This is a genomic window from Microbacterium gorillae, from assembly GCF_050990725.1.
Taxonomy (GTDB): Bacteria; Actinomycetota; Actinomycetes; order Actinomycetales; family Microbacteriaceae; genus Microbacterium; species Microbacterium gorillae_A.
Genome location: NZ_CP158844.1, coordinates 2768870 through 2784702, shown reverse-complemented (window position 1 = coordinate 2784702; position 15833 = coordinate 2768870). Strand labels below are relative to the sequence as shown.

Below are 15833 nucleotides of genomic sequence, written 5' to 3'. Positions count from 1 at the left end.
TCTGCGGCGTCATCACGACCACCGCGCTCGGTAGACTTCTTGATCGTGCGCACGCGGGTGCGTGCGGGAAGGACCACGAACGCGTGCTCACCATCGGCATCGACATCGGCGGAACCAAGATCGCGGGCGGCGTGGTCACTGAAGACGGTGAGCTGCTCTCGCCGCGACGTACCCCCACCCCGGAGAACTCCGCAGGCATCGAAGACGCGGTGGCGGCGATGGTGGCAGATCTGCGCACCGAGCACGAGGTGGGCGCGGTCGGCGTCGCCGCAGCCGGCTTCATCGACCGGGGCCGTGCCGTGGTCACGTACGCGGCGAACCTCGCCTGGCGCAACGAGCCGCTGAAGGAGCGGCTGGAGAAGCGGCTCGATCTTCCCGTCGTCGTCGAGAACGACGCGAATGCGGCCGGCTGGGCGGAGTACCGCTTCGGCGCGGGTCGTGGCATCAAGGACCTCATGATGCTGACCATCGGAACCGGCATCGGCGGTGCGGTCATCGTGAACGGCGAGCTGTTCCGCGGTGGCTTCGGTGCCGCCGCCGAGCTCGGCCACATGCGCTTCCAGCGTGACGGTCTCATGTGCGGCTGCGGTCAGCGCGGCTGCGTCGAGCAGTATGCCTCCGGACGCGCGCTGCAGCGCGTCGCCGGCGAACTCGCTGACGCGGGCGGCATCGGCGGCGGGCTCGCCGCGGCACGCGCCGCCGAGGGTTCTCTCGAGGGCGCGACCATCTCGCGCCTGGTGCTCGAGGGAGACCCGGGCGCCCTTGAGGCGCTGCGCGCCGTGTCCTCCGCGCTGGGCGAAGCCTGTGGCACGTTCTCCGCGGCGTTCGATCCCGCCGTGTTCGTGATCGGCGGGGGTGTGTCACAGCTCGGCGAGGTTCTTCTCGCTCCCATGCGCGAGGCCTATCATCAGTATCTGCCGGCGCACGGCAACCGCCCGGGTGGGGACTTCACCATCGCCCAGCTGGTCAACGATGCCGGTGTGATCGGCGTCGCCGATCTCGCCAGGGAGGGCAGCGAGTGATCTATTGGTTCCTGAAGTACGTGGTCATCGGACCCGTGGTCAAGGCCGTGTTCCGGCCCTGGATCACGGGGCGGCGAAACGTCCCGGCCTCAGGAGCCGCCATTCTCGCCAGCAATCACCTGTCCTTCGCCGACTCGATCTTCCTGCCGCTCATGCTCGATCGGCCCGTCACCTTCCTGGCGAAGAGCGACTACTTCACCGGCAAGGGCATCAAGGGCTGGCTGACCAAGCTGTTCTTCATCGGAACCGGGCAGCTGCCGATCGATCGCTCGGGGGGTAAGGCATCCGAGGCGTCTTTGAACACCGGGCTGCAGGTGCTCGGTCGCGGTGACCTGCTGGGGATCTACCCGGAGGGCACCCGCAGCCCCGACGGCCGCCTCTATCGCGGCCGGACAGGTATCGCGCGCATGGCGCTGGAGGCACGCGTTCCCGTCATTCCCGTGGTGATGGTCGACACCGACACCATGATGCCCATCGGGCGACGCATGCCGCGGATCATGCGGGTCGGCGTGGTGATAGGAGAGCCGCTGGACTTCTCGCGGTTCGAGGGGATGGAATCCGACCGGTACATCCTGCGCAGCATCACGGACGAGATCATGGTCGCTATCCAACAGCTGGGGGAGCAGACCTACGAGGACGTCTACGCGTCGACCGTCAAGGACCGCCTGAAGCCCGCGTCCTGAGCGGCGCTCGACGCCGAGCGTCACGGTGGTCTGAGGGCCCTCGCGGGGACGATACGATCGAGTAATGTCCCTTGCAGATCTGGATTCGTGGCGCTCGCTTCCCATCAAGCAGCAGCCGGAGTGGCCCGACGCAGATGCCGTCGCCGCCGCTTCCACGCAGCTTGCCTCGTTCCCCCCGCTCGTGTTTGCGGGCGAGGTCGACGACCTGAAGTATCGCCTCGGTCGCGCCGCTGCCGGTGAGGCCTTCCTGCTGCAGGGTGGCGACTGCGCCGAGACGTTCGCCGGTGCCAACGCGGAGAACATCAAGAACCGCATCAAGACCATCCTGCAGATGGCCGTCGTCCTGACGTACGGCGCTTCCATGCCGGTCATCAAGATGGGCCGCATGGCGGGGCAGTTCGCCAAGCCGCGCTCCAGCGACATGGAGACCCGCGGTGACGTGACGCTGCCCGCATACCGCGGCGACATCGTCAACGGTTACGACTTCACCGAAGGCTCGCGCACGGCCGACCCGCAGCGACTGCTGCAGGGTTACCACATGGCGGCGTCCACGCTGAACCTGATCCGTGCTTTCACGCAGGGTGGCTTCGCCGACCTGCGCGAGGTGCACGGCTGGAACCAGGGTTTCTCGAAGAACCCGGCCAACGCGCGCTACGAGGGTCTCGCCACCGAGATCGATCGCGCGATCAAGTTCATGGAGGCGGCGGGCGCCGACTTCGATGAGCTGCGTCGCGTCGACTTCTACACGGGCCACGAGGGCCTTCTGATGGACTACGAGGCGCCCCTCACGCGCATCGACTCCCGCACGGGAACCCCGTACAACACGTCGGGTCACTTCCTGTGGATCGGCGAGCGCACGCGTGAGCTGGACGGCGCCCACGTGGACTACTTCTCGAAGATCCGCAACCCCATCGGCGTCAAGCTCGGCCCCACCACCACGCCGGAGACGGCGCTGGCGCTGATCGACAAGCTCGACCCCGAGCGTGAGCCTGGACGTCTGACGTTCATCACGCGCATGGGCGCGGGCAAGATCCGCGACGCCCTGCCGCCGCTGCTGGAGGCCGTGAAGGAATCCGGCGCGACGCCGCTGTGGGTCACCGACCCGATGCACGGCAATGGCATCACGACGCCCACCGGCTACAAGACGCGTCGCTTCGATGACGTCGTGGACGAGGTCCGTGGCTTCTTCGAGGCGCACCGCGCCGTGGGTACCCACCCGGGTGGCATCCACGTCGAGCTCACCGGCGACGACGTCACCGAGTGCCTGGGCGGTTCGGAGATGATCGACGAGGCCACCCTGGCCACGCGCTACGAGTCGCTGTGCGACCCGCGCCTCAACCACATGCAGTCCCTGGAGCTGGCGTTCCTCGTGGCCGAGGAGCTCGAGACGCGCTGACACCCGTCGTCGCGAAGCGGGGGTGCGGACTTCGATCCGCACCCCCGCTTCTGCGTGTGCTCCGGATTCCCACGTCGATCACCGTGGCACTTCGCCCGCGGCGCTCGGCAGCCGACGCAGGGGAGCGGGCGCTACAGGACCGTACGGATGGTGATCGTGATGTCGGTGCCCTTGGGGCGCATCTCACCGGCACCGGGCGTGGTGGCCACCGCCTCGGTGGAGCTGTCCGGAAGCAGGTTCAGCAGGCCGTTGTAGATGGGGTTGAAGCCGGCGTCGCGCAGCTCCTGTGCCGCCTCATCACGCGTCATGCCCGCGACATCGGGGATCGCGAACAGCTCGGGACCCTTCGAGGTCACGAGCGTCACCGTGTCGTTCACCCGCCAGTGACCTTCGTCCTGGCGATCCTCGATGCGGATGACGTCACCCTTGGCGATGCTGCTGGAGAACTCCTCGACGGTGCTGGGCGCCACCTGCAGCCCGACGGCCGTGAGAGTCTCGGTCGCCTTGCCGACGGAGAGCCCCGAGACATCAGGCACGGTTCCGGCCGAGACGATCAGCGTGACCGTCTCGTCGGGCTGCCAGTTGCCGCCGCCGTCGCGATCCATGATGCCGACGACGATGTTCGCCTGCTGCTCGTCGGTGAAGATCTTGACCTGATCGGTGTTGACCTTCAGGCCTGCATCGGTGAATGCCGTGGTTGCGGCGTCCACCGTCATGCCCGCCACGACGGGAATCGGTCCCTTCGAGACCAGGAGCGTTGCGCTGTCGCCCTCGAAGGCGTCGCAGCCGGTGAAGCAGTCGTAGGGATCTCCCGCCGCCGGGACCACCGTGAGGTTCATCAGCTGACCCGCCGCGGGATCATCGGTGAACTGATAGGTGACGGTCGATACCGTGATGTTCTTATTCCCGAGGATCTCCCGGGCGCTGGCCTCGTTGGCGCCCGACAGATCCTCGATCTGGGTGGGGGCGGGACCGCTGGAGATGATGAGATCGACGGACGTGCCCTTGTCCACGTGCTCACCGCCGGCCGGGTCGGTGCCGATCGCGCTGCCGGCCGGGACCGTGAGGCTCGCCTTCTGCGAACTGGTGACGACGATGTCCTGGGTGGCGAGAAGATCCCGGGCATCCTGCTCGCTGAGACCGGCGACGTCGGCGATCACGACCTGAGACCCGGGACCCGATCCGAAGTACCACCCGATGCCGCCCGCGACCGCCGCGACGAGAAGGGTGATCAGCAGCAGCCAGCCGCCCTTCCGACGGTTGCGACGCGTGACCGCACGCAGCCGTGCGGAGTTGTCGACCGGGGCGAGTGAGTCCGTGGCGGGAAGCGGAAGGACCGGAGCGGACTCGCGGGGGAGGACGGCGGTCAACCCGCCGCTCGAGCCCTGATCCTCCGGAATGGCCAGACCGGCGGTGAAGGACGGCTCGCTGCGCGTGATGACCGGGGTGATTCCGAGTTCCCGCTCGATCTCGCGCAGCCGATCGAGCATGACCTGCGCGTCCAGGGGACGATCATCCGCGGCACGCTCGGTCGACCACAGCACCAGCTCATCCAGCTGCTCGGGCACACCGGGGTTGCGAACGCTGGGGCGGGGCACTGACTCCGTGGCGTGCTGGAAGGCGATCTGCATCGGCTGCTCGCCGCGGAACGGCTGCTCGCCCACGAGCATCTCGTAGAGCATGATCCCGAGGGCGTAGATGTCGCTGCGGGCATCCGCGGTGCCGCGGGTGACGAGCTCCGGTGCCAGATACGCGATGGTGCCCATCAGCTGTTGGCCTGTCGCCGTGTTCGCCGTAGTGGCGCGGGCGAGACCGAAATCGCCGATCTTGATGCGTCCGTCCTCGGCGAGGAGCACGTTCTCCGGCTTGACATCGCGGTGCACGATGCCGGCACGGTGCGCGGCCGCCAGCCCGCTCAGCACGCCGTCCATGATCGTGACGGCCTGCGAGACACTCAGTCGGCGCTGCTCCTTCAGCAGCTCGCGCAGGGTGATTCCCGGGAGGTACTCCATCACCAGATAGGCGAGCTCGCCGTCCTGACCCTGGTCGAAGACATTGACAACGTTGGGGTCGGCGAGACGAGCCGCGGCACGCGCCTCCTGGATGAACCGGCTCTGGAACACCGAATCGTCGCTGAGGTGACTGTGCATGACCTTCAGCGCGATACGACGCTCAAGACGCAGATCCGTGGCCACGTAGACCGTCGCCATTCCGCCGCGCGCGATGCGCGCACGCACCCGATACCGACCGTCGACAAGCCGCCCGATCAGCGGGTCGGCGGTCTGGTGAGAGGTCACCCATCGAGTCTACGGAGCAATTCTGCTCAAGCCCGGGAGCGCCGCGCGTCTGCGGATGAGAGACTGGAGGGGTGACTGCCACAGGCGAATACCCCGTTTCCACCGACTGGTTGGCGATGCCCGACCTCGTCGAGGCGCTCGACGAATCCCTCGGCCGTGTTCGACGATTCATCGATGAGCGTGCCCTCGTCGGCAGCAAGCGCAACGGCGTGTTCCAGGTGCCCTCGATCTTCATCGTCGACGGTCGTCCGCTGTCGTCGCTGCGCGGCACGATCATCGTGCTCGGCGACGCCGGGTTCTCCGACGACGAGATCATCGACTGGCTCCTGAACGAGGAGCCCACCATCGGCGACGCGCCGATCAACTCGCTGCTCGCCGGACGCAAGAGCGAAGTCCGTCGGGTCGCAGTCGCCCTCGGCTGACAGGCGCCGCCTTCTAGGAGGTGCGCGCGGTGGCGGCGTGGGCGAGCGTGCGCAGATCGGCCACCGCGTCCGCCGCCAACACGCCCGAAGCCAGCGCCTCGTCCGCATCGGCAGTGAACGCCGTGATGCGCTGCTCGACGCGGTCCAGTGCTCCGGTCGCGATGATCGCCGCCTGGAGCCGGGCCACGTCGGCGTCATCGAGATCGGCGCGGCCGAGATCCGTGTCGAGCGCGGCACGCGAATGCGAATCCATCCGTTCCCGCGCATAGGCGATCAGCAGGGTGCGCTTTCCCTCACGAAGGTCATCGCCACTCGGTTTCCCGGTGATGGCGGTGTCGCCGAACACGCCGAGTACGTCGTCGCGCAGCTGGAATGCGAGCCCGATCGGGAGCCCGAACGCGCGCAACGCATCGAGTTGCTCGTCGCTCGCTCCGCCGATGGATGCTCCGATCACCAGCGGCTGCAGCACGCTGTATCGGGCCGACTTCAGCGAGGCCACCTCGAGAGCGCGGTCCGCGTGCTCGTCGTCCGGCTGGGTGATCCAGGCCGACTCCTGCGCGATGTCGAGGAACTGGCCGAGCGTCACATCTCGTCGCATCCGCGCATACTCCTCGCGCGCGAGGCGAGGTGCGGGGTGTGACCCCAGCGCGTCTTCGAAGAGGTCGTCGCTCCACGCCACCAGCAGGTCTCCGAGCAGGATCGCCGCGGACCGGCCGAACGCGGCAGCGTCGCCGGTCCAACCGCGTGCGATGTGCATGCCCTCCAGCGCTCGATGCGCCGCCGGGCGGCCTCGGCGGGTATCGGAGTTGTCGATGATGTCGTCGTGCACCAGAGCGGCGGCCTGGAAGATCTCCAGCGACGCGGCGGCATCGATGATGCTGGCTGCACCGATGGCGGGGGAGACAGCGCGCCATCCGGTCTCGCAGAATCGTGCCCGCAGGCGCTTTCCCCCGGTCAGCGACGAGGCGGCCGCGTCGATCACCAGCGACGCCTCCGGGCTGTCGACCAGGGCGGCTTCGCGACGCGCCGCCACGAAGCTCAGCAGACGCTGGGAAACGGCCTCGGGAACGGAGTGCGAAGAGGTCACGGACCTAGCCTAGTTCCGGCGGACGGGCTTAGACTGGGGAGTCAGGCGAAGCACAACATCTGGCCCGCCATCAGGACGACGCAAGGGGGGCACAATGCCACTCTCCGAACAGGAGCAACGACTGCTCGACGAGATGGAGCGCAACCTGCTCCACAACGACGCTGACGTGGTCAGTGCCGACTCCGCCGGTCGTCCATTCACCTACCGCAATCTGGTCTTCGGCGCGCTGCTCGTCGTCGCCGGTCTGGGGGCGCTGATCGCGGGCGTCTCCCTCTTCCGCAACATCGCCGCCGTCGGCATCATCATCGGCGTTGTGGGCGTCGCCCTCATGTTCATCGGGATCATGGTGGGAGCGCGTCGGGGTGAGCCGACCCTGGAGTTCGACGAGGAGGAACTCCACCGGGAGTCCTCGCGTCCCTCCGGTCCCCGCTCCTCGACCGGTGGTAGTGCCGGGTTCATGGACCGCATGAACGAGCGCTGGGAGCGTCGCCAGGATTCTGACGACTAGAACACGCCGCAGTCTTCGGGCGCCGACCTTCGGGTCGGCGCCCTTTTTTGTGTCCTTTGAGTCGTCCTCCACTTCGCTCCCCATTCGTCCTCCACTTTCCTCCCCGGGGCGAAGATCCGCGGAATTCCGCGCGCGCCGCCGAGTCCGCTTGCTGAACGACGCCGTCCGCGCCACCGGTGTCGACGGAATTCCCTCCACCGCGTCGAACCGCGAAATTCTGCGGTTCTCTCAGCAGAGTCCCGGCCCGAGAACACAGAACTCCTAGGGAAGTGGAGGGAAGTGGAGTATTGTGGAGCCAACTTCTGACGGGCCGGACGACAGAGGGGGTGACGGCCGATGTTGCTGGGTACGCACACACCAAAGCTCGACGACAAAGGACGCATCATCCTGCCCGCCAAGTTCCGCGAGGATCTGGCGGGCGGTGTCGTCATCACCCGTGGTCAGGAGCGCTGCCTCTACGTGTTCTCCACCGCGGAGTTCGAGTCGGTGCACGAGCGGATCCGGCAAGCCCCGCTCAGCAACAAGCAGGCGCGTGACTTCATGCGCATGTTCCTCTCCGGCGCCAGCGCCGAGATGCCCGACAGCCAGAACCGCATCACGGTCCCGCAGAGCCTGCGCGCGTATGCGGGATTGGAGAAGGAACTGGTGGTCACCGGAGTCGGCGCACACGCCGAGATCTGGAACGCCCAGGCCTGGAACGACTTCGTCGAGGCCAATGAATCCAGTTACGCCGACATGGAGCAGGAGGTGATTCCGGGATTGTTCTGAGCCTGTGTTCCGACTCCCAGCTGACTCGCCCTGACGCCACTTCCCCGGTGGCAGGTCGGGTCGGAGGGGAATCAGAGCCCAGGCCCCACCCGAAGAGATCATGAGCATCGAAGACATCCACATCCCCGTCCTCCTCGAGCGCTGCGTCGAGCTGCTGGCCCCGGCGCTCGCGCACCCGGGAGCCGTCCTCGTCGACGCCACCACCGGCATGGGTGGTCATTCCTCCGCGCTCCTCGGGCGATTCTCCGATGTGGAGCTCGTCGGACTCGACCGAGACACCGACGCCCTGCGCATCGCGGGGGAGCGGCTCGCACCGCACGCCGGACGCGTTCACCTCGTCCACACCGTCTACGACGGCATCACCGACGCGGTGCACGTCAGCGGGTTCGACCACGCCGACGGGATTCTGTTCGACCTGGGCGTCTCCTCCCTTCAGTTGGACGAGGCGGAGCGCGGTTTCGCGTACTCGAAGGACGCGCCGCTGGACATGCGGATGGACCAGAGCGCGGGACGCACCGCGGCGGATATCATCGCGACCTACAGCGAGGGGGAGCTGCGCCGGATCTTCGAGATCTACGGCGAGGAGAAGCTCGCTGGTCGGTACGCGCGGTTCATCATCGCTGCACGACAGGAGGCTCCGATCAAGACCTCTGGTCGACTGGTGGAGATCCTCACCGCCGCAACGCCGGCCGCCGCACAGCGAGCAGGACACCCGGCCAAGCGGGTCTTTCAGGCGCTGCGGGTGGAGGTCAACAGCGAGCTGTCGGTGCTGAGTTCCGCCATCCCCGCTGCTCTCGATCTGCTGCCCGTGGGTGGGCGGCTGGTCGTGATGTCGTACCAGTCGCTGGAGGATCGCATCATCAAGCGCGCCTTCGCCGCGGCCACCGCGTCCACCGCTCCACGTGGGCTGCCGGTTGAGCTGGAAGAGCACGCTCCGCGCTTCCGCACCCTGACGAAGGGGGCTGAGCTCGCCTCCGAAGAGGAGCGGGAGCGCAACCCCCGTGCCACACCGGTGCGTCTGCGCGCCGTCGAACGAATCCGGGAGTCCGCATGAGCGCCACGTCGGCACTGAGCGCCGCGCCACGCATCCAGCCCCGGCCCGCGCGGCAGGTCGGCGCACCGCGCACTCACCTGCGTCCGCTCGACGCCCCCGCGCGCCGTCGTCGGCCACAGACCGTCTACGGTCTGACGGCGATCATCGGCGTGGTGTTGATCGTGGCCGCGCAGCTGTTCTTCTCGATCGCGTCGACCCAGACCACGCACCGCATCGTCGATCTCACCGAGCAGCAGCGTTCGCTCACGGTCGATGCTCAGGCGCTGTTCGACGAGGTGGCGGGGCTCAGCTCTCCGCAGTACCTCGCGGCGAACGCGACGGCGGCCGGCATGAGTGTGGGGGGAGCCCCGGCATATCTGCGACTGAGCGATGCCGCTCTGCTGGGAACCCCGTCCGCTGCGGCGGTGTCCAGCATCGACGCGAAGGGACGAGCGGCCGTCGGCAATGAGCTGATCAAGAACACGCCGCTGGTCATCGACCCGTCGTCCACGCTGACGGGGCAGACTGCCCCCGTGACAGCACCGGAAGAATCGACAGCCGGGGCCGCTGGCACGGCCACCGAGCTCGCGACGCCGGAGTCCACAGCCACGCAGCCCGAGCTCCCGCAGCAGCCCCCCGCTATCAGCGAGGGGCTCCCCACCCCCGAGACCCACTGACAGCCATCCACCCGCCAACGACGCGAGCAGACGAGGCAGCATGACCCCCAAGGACACACGGATCCGTCGGCGACGCACGGTGGCGGTCTTCGGCACGGTGAGTGTGCTCATGGTGGCGTTCAGCGTGCGCCTGGTGGACATCCAGGTGGTCAACGCGGCGGAGTACGTCGCGGAGTCCAAGCTCAGCACTCAGCAGTCGCGGCCGATCGCGGGCACGCGCGGCGAGATCGTCGATGCGAACGGCGCCGTCCTCGCCATCAGCAACGTCACCTACGACGCGGTGATCGACCCGCACTACCTCAACACCATCGAGCGTCTGGACAAGGACGGCAACAAGATCCCGTTGAAGGAGGAGTGGAACGGGGTCGCCGACAAGATCGCGGCGATCATCGGCCTCACCGGAGACGAGATCCGAACGATCGTCGCCGACAACGCCGCCGCCAACCCGTCGAGTCAGTACGCGCTGTTGACCACCGGACTGTCCACCGCGCAGATGGAGAAGCTGAAGGCGCTGGAGATTCCCTACCTCGCCATGCCGTCGCACGAGTCGCGCACGTACCCTGATGGGGCTGTGGCGGGGAGCATCGTCGGCTTCACTGGAACGGATCCGGAGAAGGGGACAGTGTTCGCACAGGCCGGCGTCGAGGCGATGGAGGACGCCTGCCTGACCCCAACCGCGGGATCCCAGACGTTCGAGCGGGGCTCGCGGGGAGAGATCATCCCGGGCTCCATGTCGGAGACCCCCGCGGTGAACGGCGGGACCGTGCAGCTCACCATCGATCGCGACCTCAACTGGTACCTGCAGCAGATGATCGCCGAAGAGGTGCAGAACAAGGGCGCACAGCGGGGGAGCGTCACCGTCGTCGAGGTCGGCACCGGCAAGATCCGCGCCGCTGCGGAGTGGCCGACCGTCGATCCCAACAACATCGACGCCTCCGACCCCAACGACTGGTACGGCCACATCTTCAAGGATCTGTTCGAGCCCGGCTCCACCTTCAAGGCCGCCACGGCCGCGATGCTGCTCGAGTCGGGTGCGGCCACCCCGATGTCGACCATGCCCGCCGCCGGGTGGGAGGAGTTCCCGAACGGCGCTCAGGTGGGAGATTCGTTCTCGCACGACACCTACAACTACACGTTGGCCGGCGCGCTCATCGATTCTTCGAACGTGGCTCTGTCCAAGTTCGGCGACCTGATGACGCCTGAGGCCCGCCACGACTTCCTCGCGAAGTTCGGTGTCGGCTCCAAGACCAACGTCAACTTCGATGGTGAGCAGGCGGGAGTCCTCCACCCGGCGGCCGAGTGGGACAACCAGACCCGCTACGCCACCACGTTCGGTCAGGCTTTCCAGGTGACCGCCCCGCAGGTCGCGAGCTTCTACCAGATGATCGCGAACGACGGCGTCAAGAAGCCGCTGCAGCTCGTGGAGAGCTGCACGTCCGCCGACGGGACCGTCACGACGCCGAAGGTCGCGCCCGACGAGCGGCTGCTCAGCGAGCAGAACGCGGCTCAGATGAGCACGATGATCGAGAACGTCGCTGAGCAGGGTGGCGTCGCGGACCTCATCAAGATCCCCGGCTACCGCATCGCCGCGAAGACCGGAACTGCACAGACCTATGACGCGGAGACGCAGTCGTACAAGTCGAACCTGTACGACGTGTCGGTGGTCGGCTACGCACCCGCCGACGACCCGAAGTACGTGGTGATCGTCACGCTCAAGGAGCCCACGACGGTAAGATCGTCTACGGCCGCTGCGCCCGCATTCCAGAAGGCGATGACCCAGGTTCTCAAGCACTACCGGGTCATGCCGTCTCAGACGCCGTTCACCGATCTTCTTCCCAAGTTCGGTTGAGCCGCTCCGCCACTCGGAGACCTCTTTCACATGATCGCACTCACGCTCGCGGAGATCGCGCACGCCATCGGCGCCGCTCTCCATCTTCACGGTGAGCACACCGAAGCCACCGTCGTCTCGGGAGCGGTGGACACCGACTCCCGGCTGATCGCGGCGGGCGGCATCTTCGTCGCCAAGCCCGGTGAGCAGACCGACGGACACAACTTCGTCGGTGCCGCCCGCGCGAACGGCGCGGCCATCGCCATCGTCGACCACGTCGTTGAGGAGGAGATCACCCAGCTGGTGGTCGCCGATGTCGTCGTGGCGCTCGCCGATCTCGCGCGTGAAGTGGTCGCACGTGTGCGCGCACACGGCGATCTGCGCATCGTCGGGATCACCGGATCCAACGGCAAGACCACCACGAAGAACCTGCTGGCGCGCATCCTCGCCGACGAGGGGGAGACCGTCGCTCCCATCGCCTCCTTCAACAACGAGGTGGGCGCGCCGCTGACGATGCTGCGCGTACGGGACACCACCCGCTTCCTGGTGAGCGAGTTCGGTGCGTCCGGTCCGGGCGAGATCGCCCGCCTTGCAGGACTCGTGAACCCCGATGTCGGCGTGGTCCTGATGGTGGGGATGGCGCACGCGGGCGGTTTCGGCGGCATCGAGCGCACCGTCTACGAGAAGGGTCGCCTGATCGCGGCCGTGCGGGCGGGCGGCACGGCGGTGCTGAATATCGACGATGCGCGTGTGGCTACCATGGCGGAGATCGCTGCGGAGAACGACGAGCGCGTGGTGTGGTTCGGTCATGGTGCCGACGCCGAGCTGCGTGCCTCCGACGTCGAGGTCACCGCGAACGGCACGGACTTCACCATCACCGTCGATGGTGAGCAGCACCGCGTGCACCTGCAGGTGCTCGGCGCCCATCACGTGATGAACGCGGTGGCCGCGATCGCCGCGGCGCGGGCGCTGGGAGTCGCAGTCACTGATGCGATCGCCAGAGTGCAGACAGTGAGCATCGCGGAGCGGTGGCGCATGCAGCCGATGGGAAGCGACCGCGTCCGCATCATCAACGACGCCTACAACGCGAGCCCCGATTCCATGGCCGCCGCTCTGCGCACCGTCGCACAGATCGCCGAGCCCGGTCAGCGCAAGGTCGCTGTGCTCGGCGCGATGAGCGAGCTCGGCGAGTTCGCCGGTGACGCGCACGATGAGGTGGGACTTCTCGCCGTTCGGCTGCGGTTCGAGCGCATCGTCGTGGTCGGTCGCGACGCCCGTCGCCTCTACCTCTCCGCGATCGCCGAAGGCTCGTGGGACGGCGAAGCCGTGTTCTTTGAAACGGCCGATGAAGCCTACGAATATCTGCGCACGGAGCTCCGCGACGGCGACCGCGTGCTGGTCAAGTCCTCCAACTCGGCGGGACTGCGTTTCCTGGGCGACCGCATGGGAGAATTGTTCTCGTGAGGTCACTGCTCTCTGCTGCCGCCATCTCGATGGCGTTCACGCTGCTGCTGACGCCGGTGTTCCTCAAGTGGTACGAGCGCTGGGGATGGGGTCAGGTCATCCGCACGCCGGAGGCCATGAACAATCCGCAGCACGCTGCCAAGCGCGGAACGATGTCGATGGGTGGCCTCATCTTCATCCTTGGAACGCTGGTCGGGTACTTCGTCGGCAGCTACGCCGGTGACTTCCCACCCACGCCGTCCAGCCTGCTGGTGCTGTGGATGATGGTGGGCTTCGGGGTGGTCGGATTCATCGACGACTACCTCAAGGTCAAGCGGCAGAACAGCCTCGGACTCTCCGGGTGGCGCAAGATCGCGGCTCAGCTGCTCGTCGCCGTCGTCTTCGCGGTGGGCGCGCTGAACTTCCCGAACAGCCGGGGAGTCACTCCCGGCTCCACCGCCGTGTCGCTCTTCCGCGACCTGCCGCTGCTGGATCCCTTCTCACTCGGCACCTGGCTTCCGGTCCTGGGAATCGGTGTCGCGCTCGGCTGGATCATCTACCTGCTGTGGATCTCCGTGATTGGCATCGCCATGTCGAACTCCGCGAACCTCGCCGACGGTCTCGACGGCCTGGCCGCGGGCTCCGGCATCTTCGTCGTGGGCGCGTACAGCCTGATCGCCTTCTGGCAGGCGCGACAGAGCTGCGTCGCCGAACTCGATCCCGCATCGTACCCCGGGTGCTACAACACGCGCGACCCGATGGAGCTGGCTATCGTCTCGGCGGCCTTCATCGGCGCGCTGGCCGGCTTCCTCTGGTGGAACGCGCCGAAGGCCAAGGTCTTCATGGGGGACACCGGGTCCATGGCCATCGGCGGTGTCGTCGCCGCGATGGCCGTCCTCACGCACACGGAGCTGCTGTCGATCCTCATCGCCGGCGTCTACGTCCTCGCCTCGGGTTCGGTGATCCTGCAGCGTGTGTACTTCAAGCTCACGCGCGGTAAGCGTCTCTTCCTCAACAGTCCGTTCCACCACCATCTCGAGTTCCGCGGGTGGCCGGAAGCCACCATCGTGGTGCGGATGTGGATCATCGCGGGCGTACTCGCGGTGTCGGGCATCGGTCTCTTCTACGTCGAATGGTTGTCTCGCACATGAGTCGTCTGGATTCCCTCACCAGCTGGTACGCGGACTGGAAGGGACTCCGGGTGGCGGTGCTGGGCCTGTCGGACACGGGTTTCTCCGTCGCCGACACGCTCACGGAGCTCGGCGCGGAGGTTCTCGTCGTCACCGAGGCGGCTGCGGAAGAATACGCCCGGCTGGTTCCTGTCATCGGGGCGCGGCTGCACGTCGGCTCCCTGGAGACTCCGCCAGCGGAACTGGTCGACTTCGCGCCCGAGGTGGTCATCGCCTCGCCCGGCTTCCCGCCGCATCACCCCGTCATCCGCTGGACGCAGGAGAGCGGTATCGCGCTGTGGGGCGACATCGAACTCGCCTGGCGCGTGCGCGACAAGGTCACGCGTGACGGCGGGATCCCTGCCGACTGGGTGTTCATCACCGGCACCAACGGCAAGACCACCACAACGCGAATGACCGCGACGATGCTCGTCGCCGGTGGTTTGCGTGCGGCACCCTGTGGCAACATCGGTACGCCGATCCTCGACGCCGTGCGCGATCCGTCCGGCTTCGACGTGCTGGTCGTCGAGCTCTCCAGCCACCAGCTGTGGTACCTGGGCTTGAACGACGGAGTCGGGGCTCCCGTCCCGCACTCGTCCGTGTGCCTGAACCTGGCCGACGATCACCTGCAGTGGCACGGGTCCTTCGCGGCGTATCGCGACGCGAAGGCCGTCGTCTACCGCAACACGCGCCTGGCCTGCGTCTACAACAAGGCTGACATCGTCACGCGGGAGATGGTGGAGGACGCCGACGTCGTGGAGGGAGCGCGAGCGATCGGCTTCGATCTCGGCGTTCCCGGGCTCAGCGATCTGGGTGTGGTCGATGGGATCCTCGTCGACCGCGCCTTCACCGACGACCGTCGCCACTCGGCACTCGAACTGGCGACGGTCGCGGAGCTCATCGAGCACGACCTCGGTGCACCGCACATCGTCGCCAATGCGCTTGCCGCCGCGGCGCTGGCTCGCTCGCTGGGCGTCACGCCGGAGCAGGTCCACGATGCCCTGCTGTCGTTCCGCCTCGACCCGCACCGTATCGAGGTGGTTGCGCGCTTCGCCGGAGTGACCTGGGTGGACGACTCCAAAGCCACGAACCCGCATGCGGCGGCGTCCTCGCTGGCGGCCTACCCGGGCGCGGTGTGGGTGCTCGGCGGGCTGCTCAAGGGCGTCGACATCAGTGAGCTGGTCGCATTGCGCGGTCCCGCTGCTGCCGCCGCCGTGGTGATCGGTGCGGATCGGTCGGAGATCGTGGCGGCGTTCGCACGACACGCGCCCGACGTGCCCGTGTTCGAAGTGGACGAGACGGACACTGAGAGGGTCATGCCGCGCGCGGTGGAACTGGCTGCGGGGGTGGTCGAGGAGGGCGGAACCGTTCTGCTCGCTCCCGCAGCGGCCAGCTTCGATCAGTTCAGCGGCTACGACGACCGTGGCGCGAAGTTCGCCGCGGCGGTGCGCAGCCGCCTCGGGATCGCAGACAGCCAGTAGACGAACACCAGGAGGAGCG

The 15833-nt window shown here is 67.4% G+C and carries 14 protein-coding genes; 12 read left to right on the top strand and 2 right to left on the bottom strand.

Going from position 1 to position 15833, the window contains the following annotated elements; translation table 11 throughout:
* The first annotated feature begins 83 nt into the window (after positions 1 to 83).
* The 3 genes from ABTV68_RS12860 (at position 84) to ABTV68_RS12850 (ending at position 3101) form a co-directional block, all read left to right on the top strand.
* Complete coding sequence (locus ABTV68_RS12860; RefSeq protein ID WP_433674091.1) at positions 84 to 1022, top strand: ROK family glucokinase; 939 nt, start codon at positions 84 to 86, stop codon at positions 1020 to 1022.
* Positions 1019 to 1705, top strand: a complete 687-nt coding sequence (locus ABTV68_RS12855) for a lysophospholipid acyltransferase family protein (protein WP_231092039.1) — start codon at positions 1019 to 1021, stop codon at positions 1703 to 1705. Before ABTV68_RS12860 ends, ABTV68_RS12855 begins: the two co-directional genes overlap by 4 nt.
* Before the next feature lie 64 nt (positions 1706 to 1769).
* Positions 1770 to 3101 carry a class II 3-deoxy-7-phosphoheptulonate synthase gene (locus tag ABTV68_RS12850; protein WP_433674090.1) on the top strand — a complete coding sequence of 444 codons (1332 nt, stop codon included), beginning with the start codon at positions 1770 to 1772 and terminating at the stop codon, positions 3099 to 3101.
* A 131-nt stretch (positions 3102 to 3232) separates the two neighbouring features.
* Here the strand turns inward: ABTV68_RS12850 and pknB are convergent, their stop codons facing one another.
* Complete coding sequence (gene pknB / locus ABTV68_RS12845) at positions 3233 to 5398, bottom strand: Stk1 family PASTA domain-containing Ser/Thr kinase (RefSeq protein WP_433674089.1); 2166 nt, start codon at positions 5396 to 5398, stop codon at positions 3233 to 3235.
* A 116-nt stretch (positions 5399 to 5514) separates the two neighbouring features.
* Here pknB and ABTV68_RS12840 point away from each other — a divergent pair, with 116 nt between their 5' ends.
* Positions 5515 to 5820, top strand: a complete 306-nt coding sequence (locus ABTV68_RS12840; RefSeq protein ID WP_433677609.1) for an Rv2175c family DNA-binding protein — start codon at positions 5515 to 5517, stop codon at positions 5818 to 5820.
* A gap of 13 nt (positions 5821 to 5833) precedes the next feature.
* Here the strand turns inward: ABTV68_RS12840 and ABTV68_RS12835 are convergent, their stop codons facing one another.
* The gene (locus ABTV68_RS12835; RefSeq protein ID WP_433674088.1) at positions 5834 to 6907 is read right to left on the bottom strand and encodes a polyprenyl synthetase family protein; all 1074 of its coding nucleotides are present in this window, start codon (positions 6905 to 6907) and stop codon (positions 5834 to 5836) included.
* Positions 6908 to 7001: 94 nt separating this feature from the next.
* Between ABTV68_RS12835 and ABTV68_RS12830 the strand changes: the two genes are divergently transcribed.
* The 8 genes from ABTV68_RS12830 (at position 7002) to murD (ending at position 15814) form a co-directional block, all read left to right on the top strand.
* Positions 7002 to 7415, top strand: a complete 414-nt coding sequence (locus ABTV68_RS12830; protein ID WP_433674087.1) for a DUF3040 domain-containing protein — start codon at positions 7002 to 7004, stop codon at positions 7413 to 7415.
* A 336-nt stretch (positions 7416 to 7751) separates the two neighbouring features.
* Entirely contained in the window at positions 7752 to 8183 is a 432-nt protein-coding gene (mraZ, locus tag ABTV68_RS12825; RefSeq protein ID WP_433674085.1) for a division/cell wall cluster transcriptional repressor MraZ, read from the top strand.
* A gap of 100 nt (positions 8184 to 8283) precedes the next feature.
* Positions 8284 to 9237 (top strand): 16S rRNA (cytosine(1402)-N(4))-methyltransferase RsmH, encoded by a 954-nt coding sequence (gene rsmH / locus ABTV68_RS12820; RefSeq protein ID WP_433674084.1) that lies wholly within the window; start codon positions 8284 to 8286, stop codon positions 9235 to 9237.
* Complete coding sequence (locus tag ABTV68_RS12815; RefSeq protein ID WP_433674083.1) at positions 9234 to 9893, top strand: hypothetical protein; 660 nt, start codon at positions 9234 to 9236, stop codon at positions 9891 to 9893. The genes rsmH and ABTV68_RS12815 overlap by 4 nt, the downstream gene beginning before the upstream one ends.
* A gap of 40 nt (positions 9894 to 9933) precedes the next feature.
* Positions 9934 to 11742 (top strand): peptidoglycan D,D-transpeptidase FtsI family protein, encoded by a 1809-nt coding sequence (locus ABTV68_RS12810; RefSeq protein ID WP_433674082.1) that lies wholly within the window; start codon positions 9934 to 9936, stop codon positions 11740 to 11742.
* 30 nt (positions 11743 to 11772) lie between these two features.
* Complete coding sequence (locus tag ABTV68_RS12805; RefSeq protein WP_433674081.1) at positions 11773 to 13185, top strand: UDP-N-acetylmuramoyl-tripeptide--D-alanyl-D-alanine ligase; 1413 nt, start codon at positions 11773 to 11775, stop codon at positions 13183 to 13185.
* The gene (gene mraY / locus ABTV68_RS12800; protein WP_433674080.1) at positions 13182 to 14315 is read left to right on the top strand and encodes a phospho-N-acetylmuramoyl-pentapeptide-transferase; all 1134 of its coding nucleotides are present in this window, start codon (positions 13182 to 13184) and stop codon (positions 14313 to 14315) included. Before ABTV68_RS12805 ends, mraY begins: the two co-directional genes overlap by 4 nt.
* Complete coding sequence (murD, locus tag ABTV68_RS12795; RefSeq protein ID WP_433674079.1) at positions 14312 to 15814, top strand: UDP-N-acetylmuramoyl-L-alanine--D-glutamate ligase; 1503 nt, start codon at positions 14312 to 14314, stop codon at positions 15812 to 15814. Before mraY ends, murD begins: the two co-directional genes overlap by 4 nt.
* Positions 15815 to 15833: the final 19 nt, after the last annotated feature.